Raw genomic sequence first — 4,095 nt, forward strand, 5'->3', positions numbered from 1 at the left:
ATTGAGTCTTGCTCAAGAATGGATTGTTCAAAGAATTTAATAAAATAATAACAAGGCGGGATAAACTCGCCTTTAAAAATTTACTCTATAAAAAAGAGTTTTTAACCCAGTAGGAGACAATTATGCTTATTCTAACTCGTAAGATTGGGGAGGTTTTACTCGTAGGAGACAATGTTGAGATCACGGTACTCAACATTCGAGGAAACCAAGTGAAATTAGGTGTGAATGCACCAAAAGAAATCTCAGTTCACCGTCAAGAGATCTATGAAAGGATTAAAGCCTCAGCAGAAGAGGATAAATTCTGATTATTTATTAACCTCACAAGGAACATACTATGGGAAAACTCACTTGTTTTAAAGCGTATGATATTCGCGGTCAATTAGGCACTGAATTGAATACGGATATTGCATATCGTATCGGACGTGCTTTTGGGCAATATCTAAAGCCAAAATCAATCGTAGTAGGTGGAGATGTTCGTTTAACCAGTAACGAACTAAAAAGTGCAGTTACAAACGGACTATTGGATTCAGGCGTTGATGTTATCGACTTAGGTTTAACCGGTACAGAAGAGGTTTATTTTGCTACCTCTTTCTTGAAAACCGATGGTGGTATTCAAGTAACGGCAAGTCATAATCCGATGGATTATAACGGTATGAAATTAGTGCGTGAAGGTTCTCGCCCGATTAGTGCCGATACAGGCTTAGCCGATATTCAACGTTTAGCAGAGGAGAATAATTTCCCAGCCGTTGAAAAACGTGGTAAATACACACAAAAATCAGTACAAGGTGAGTATGTTGAGCATTTACTTTCTTACATTGATTTAAGCAAGCTGACACCGAAAAAATTAGTCATTAATTCAGGTAATGGAGCTGCAGGGCAAATCATCGATGCGATTGAAGCACAATTTAAAGCTCAACAAGTGCCGGTTGAATTTATTAAAGTTCATAATAATCCGGATGGCAATTTCCCAAATGGTATTCCTAACCCAATTCTGCACGAAAACCGTGAAGATTCTATTAAAGCCGTTTTAGACAACAACGCCGATATTGGTATTGCCTTTGACGGTGATTTTGACCGCTGTTTCTTCTTTGATGAAAAGGGCGGCTTTATTGAAGGTTATTATGTGGTAGGTTTACTATCGCAAGCCTTCTTAGCTAAAAATAAAGGGGCGAAGATTATCTACGATCCTCGCTTGATTTGGAATACAGAAGAACTTGTTCGTGAAGCAGGCGGTGAGCCGGTAATGTCTAAATCAGGGCATTCATTCATTAAAGAGAAAATGCGTGAAGTAGATGCAATTTATGGTGGTGAAATGTCAGCACATCACTACTTCCGAGATTTCTTCTATTGTGATAGTGGTATGATCCCTTGGCTACTAACGCTAGAGTTATTGTGTACTACCGGCAAATCACTCAGTGAGTTAGTTGGCGAGCGTTTAGATAAATTCCCATCGCCAGGCGAAATTAACAGTAAATTAACTGATGCACAAGCCTCAATTGCTCGCGTAAAAGAAGCCTACAAAGACGGAAAGCTAGAAACTTTAGACGGCATTAGCGTTGAATTTGACAACTGGCGTTTTAACTTACGCAGTTCTAATACTGAACCAGTAGTTCGCTTAAATTTAGAGACGCGTGGTGATAAAGCCTTAATGCAACAAAAAACCGATGAAATTTTAGCCTTATTACGCCAATAATGCTTAAAGTTTTGTAAAAAAATGAAAAAATATGACCGCTTGCGATATACTACAAACGGTCTATTTTCAATAAAACTTCACATATCATAAGGATTTCAAATGAAAGTGATTATCCCCGTTGCAGGTCTTGGTACTCGTATGTTACCTGCAACAAAAGCTATCCCAAAAGAGATGCTTGTTCTTGCAGATAAGCCTTTAATTCAATACATTGTTAATGAATGTGTAGCAGCAGGTTTCAAAGAAATTGTGCTGGTAACACATTCTTCAAAAAATGCTATCGAAAACCACTTTGATACTTCTTTTGAGCTTGAAACGATGCTTGAAAAGCGTGTTAAACGTCAATTATTAGATGAAGTTCGTTCTATTATTCCAAAAGATGTGCGTTTGATTCACGTCCGTCAAGGTCAAGCAAAAGGCTTAGGACACGCGGTTTTATGTGGCAGAGCAGTAGTGGGTAATGAGCCATTTGCAGTAGTATTACCTGACGTATTATTAGGTGAATTCACAGCAGACCAAAATACAGAAAACCTAGCCGCGATGGTTAAACGCTTTAAGGAAACCGGTTATAGCCAAATTATGGTTGCACCTGTACCGATGGAAAATGTGAGCAGCTACGGTGTGGCTGATTGTAATGGGGTTGATATCCCGTTAGGTGGTTCAGCTGCGATTGCAAAAATGGTAGAAAAGCCGAGCGTAGAAGAAGCTCCTTCTAATCTTGCCGTTGTTGGGCGTTATGTATTCTCAGCAAATATTTGGGAATTACTGGAGAAAACCCCAGTAGGTGTGGGTGATGAAATTCAGCTTACTGATGCGATTGATATGCTTATTCACCAAGAAACGGTTGAAGCTTTCAATATGACAGGTCGCTCGTTTGACTGTGGTGATAAAGTCGGTTATATGAAAGCTTTCGTTGAATACAGCTTAAACCACGATAAATGCGGAAAAGAATTTAAGGCATTTATTAAAGACTTAGCGAAATCACTGTAACTAACTAAACGTTGTAATGAAAATGGGCACATATTTAATGTGCCCGTTTACTTAAATAATAATTCCTGTTCTAAATCTTCAATCGCTTGGATACATTTCTTTTTGCGGTATTCTGTGTCTATAATTTGATTTTGCAGCTCTTGCTTTAATATCTCATTTTCCTGATTATAATTTTTCTCCATTAACCAACTCATCTTTTCATTTAATGCCCTTAATGCCTTACGATATTCTTGCAAACGTTTATTCGGTGAAAGAGCGTGAATATTCGACGGAAATTGAAAGGAAGAATGAAACTGTGCTACTTTTTTTTGCTGATGAGTGTTTTTAATTGCACTATTAAGAGCATCAAATTGCTTAATCAGTTTTTCAGCGTAAAATTCACTATATGAAACATCTTCCTGAGCGAGTAGTTGCTCTGCTGTTTTTTCAATCTCGGCAACAAAGAATTTTACTAAACCAGATTGTTTGGAAAAATAAGTTGAATTAAGTGTAATTTTTTGCTCAGAAAGAGGAAGTAGAGCAGCTAAATTTTGTTTTATCTGGTTAAGAAAAAAGTGTTTATGCATATTTATTAGCTTGTAATAGAAATTTAGGCAATAAATTCATTTTATATAAATTTATGCTAGAAGCAAAATGTTCATCTGCAAGAGATTTATATTTCTTAAACACGGGGTATTTTTGACTAAAAATCAATCTAAATTCAAATAAAATTTCAAAAATGTGATCTACATCACAAAATAAATGAACTTTTTTAAAATGTTGCAACGCTTGATTTTGACTGAATAAAAATCTTTATTTTTCAAGTGGTTATGTGATGCAGTTAAAATCAATTCAAATGAGCAAATTTCTCCAAATGAAACTGAGTGAATTTAACTTATTGATTTATAAGGAAATGCTCTTTATAAGAATAGCATTTGGACTATTGACATTAAGTTTTGTTTTTGCAATTATGCACCTGCAAGCAGTGTGAGGCAATAGCTGATACACTGTGATTGGATTGTTGCTCTTACACCTTAACGAGGGTAACAGCTATTATATAACATAAAAAATCTAAGGTGAAAATTATGAAAAAAACATTAGTTGCATTAGCATTAACAGCGTTCGCAGCGTCAGCATCAGCAACAGTAGTTTATGATGCAGATGGTACAAAAGTAGATTTCTGGGGTTCTTTACGTTTAATCGTAGATAACCAAACATCAAAAACAGATGGTAAAAAAGATGCCGGTGAAGATAACGGCGATACAAAATTACGCAATAGCGGTACTCGTTTTGGCGTGAAAGTAAACCACGCATTAAATGACAACGGTTTCTACGCATTAGGTGCATTACAAGTTCGTCTAAAAGGCAACCAAGATGCTGGCTTTGGTGATTTATATGCTCACCAAGCGTATGTTGGTTTAGGTCAAAAGAGTATG

At 36.5% G+C, this 4,095-nt stretch carries 4 protein-coding genes and 1 pseudogene; 4 read left to right on the top strand and 1 reads right to left on the bottom strand.

Translation table 11 applies throughout. From position 1 onward, the window contains the following. Positions 1–122: 122 nt before the first annotated feature. From csrA to galU, 3 genes are all read left to right on the top strand, one after another. Entirely contained in the window at positions 123–305 is a 183-nt protein-coding gene (gene csrA / locus ACJHV0_RS02405; RefSeq protein WP_025235917.1) for a carbon storage regulator CsrA, read from the top strand. A 29-nt stretch (positions 306–334) separates the two neighbouring features. Then, positions 335–1,693: a phosphohexomutase domain-containing protein gene (locus tag ACJHV0_RS02410; RefSeq protein ID WP_283385933.1), complete on the top strand. Its 1,359-nt coding sequence runs from the start codon at positions 335–337 to the stop codon at positions 1,691–1,693. 99 nt (positions 1,694–1,792) lie between these two features. Beyond that, a complete protein-coding gene (gene galU, locus ACJHV0_RS02415) occupies positions 1,793–2,680 on the top strand; it encodes a UTP--glucose-1-phosphate uridylyltransferase GalU (RefSeq protein WP_283385932.1) in 888 nt (295 codons plus the stop codon). Between the two features lie 47 nt (positions 2,681–2,727). Here the strand turns inward: galU and priC are convergent, their stop codons facing one another. After that, complete coding sequence (gene priC, locus ACJHV0_RS02420; RefSeq protein WP_483133287.1) at positions 2,728–3,246, bottom strand: primosomal replication protein PriC; 519 nt, start codon at positions 3,244–3,246, stop codon at positions 2,728–2,730. A 498-nt stretch (positions 3,247–3,744) separates the two neighbouring features. On the opposite strand from priC, the pseudogene ACJHV0_RS02425 reads away from it, so the two are divergent. Next, positions 3,745–4,095: pseudogene (locus ACJHV0_RS02425) on the top strand (porin); the annotation flags it as partial.

Source organism: Mannheimia sp. (assembly GCF_056854775.1).

What these genes read in the sequence shown, in the direction of transcription:
- csrA (WP_025235917.1), top strand. Translation starts at nt 123, where the DNA reads ATGCTTATTCTAACTCGTAAGATTGGGGAGGTTTTACTCGTAGGAGAC.
- ACJHV0_RS02410 (WP_283385933.1), top strand. Translation starts at nt 335, where the DNA reads ATGGGAAAACTCACTTGTTTTAAAGCGTATGATATTCGCGGTCAATTA.
- galU (WP_283385932.1), top strand. Translation starts at nt 1,793, where the DNA reads ATGAAAGTGATTATCCCCGTTGCAGGTCTTGGTACTCGTATGTTACCT.
- priC (WP_483133287.1), bottom strand. Translation starts at nt 3,246, where the DNA reads ATGCATAAACACTTTTTTCTTAACCAGATAAAACAAAATTTAGCTGCT.